Origin of the sequence: Candidatus Neptunochlamydia vexilliferae (assembly GCF_015356785.1) — a bacterium.
Classification (GTDB): Bacteria; Chlamydiota; Chlamydiia; order Chlamydiales; family Simkaniaceae; genus Neptunichlamydia; species Neptunichlamydia vexilliferae.
The window spans coordinates 1-898 of the sequence record NZ_JAAEJV010000128.1 but is presented as its reverse complement, the minus strand read 5'-3'; the positions used below and the strand labels follow the sequence as shown (position 1 = coordinate 898).

Genomic DNA, 898 nt, shown 5'->3' with positions numbered 1-898 from the left:
ATAAACACGATATGGTATTTACAATCCCATTTAGAATGAGATAAACTCTCAAAAGACGATGTTGTATTCATAATTTTTTCCTTTGTTGGTCTGCCAAGCCCAACAAGGAAAATACAACATCGTCTTTTTTCACTAAATCTTAAGGCCAAGCCTTGAAAGTCCACTGGTCAAACCAGTGGCTTACCTGTCAATGAGTTATGATATATCTATAAAGAAACTACATTTTATAACCATAATCGTTAGAATGAGTAGAAAAAATATTCCAGAAAACCCCGCTTCTACTGTTGTAAAAGAGCTTGCCGAAGCCCGGATAAGGGTTTTTTCACCAGAAACCTTTAGGAATCATGCCAAAAAATTTGGCTTTGAAGGGGCCTCTACCGCAAATGCTCTTAGTCGACTCACAAAACAAGGTTGGCTTATTCGTCTTAGAAAAGGGCTCTATGCGTTAGGCCCTTCAATGACAGGACAAACCCCTATTCACGAGTTTGAAATAGCTATGGGAGTCGCTCAAGAAGGAGCGATTGCTTACTGGACAGCGCTCCATTTTCATGAACTTACTGACCAAATTCCAAAAATCATTTATACTATGACAACGCAAGCAGGAAAAGTACCTCATCGTCACAAAGGAAACTATGGTACATGTGAAATTGAAGGGGTGCGATATCGATTTGTACTGGTTAATCCTGAAAATTTTTTCGGGTTGGAAAAAATATGGGTAGGTGAAACCCGAATTGCAATAACAGATTTAGAAAAAACGTTGATCGACGCTTTAGGCAAACCCCATCTTTGCGGGGGGATAGGTCAACTACTCCTCCCTAAAGGAAGGAGCTTGTAGCTAGCGCAGTTGCTGCTACCATAGGCACGTTGACAGGTGCCCTTGCTGAGACAACAGACTCAG

General features: G+C 40.9%; 1 protein-coding gene. It reads left to right on the top strand.

Annotated features, from left to right (window positions below):
• Nucleotides 1-190 precede the first annotated feature (190 nt).
• Nucleotides 191-835, top strand: a complete 645-nt coding sequence (locus NEPTK9_RS09570; RefSeq protein ID WP_194848597.1) for a type IV toxin-antitoxin system AbiEi family antitoxin domain-containing protein — start codon at nucleotides 191-193, stop codon at nucleotides 833-835.
• Nucleotides 836-898: the final 63 nt, after the last annotated feature.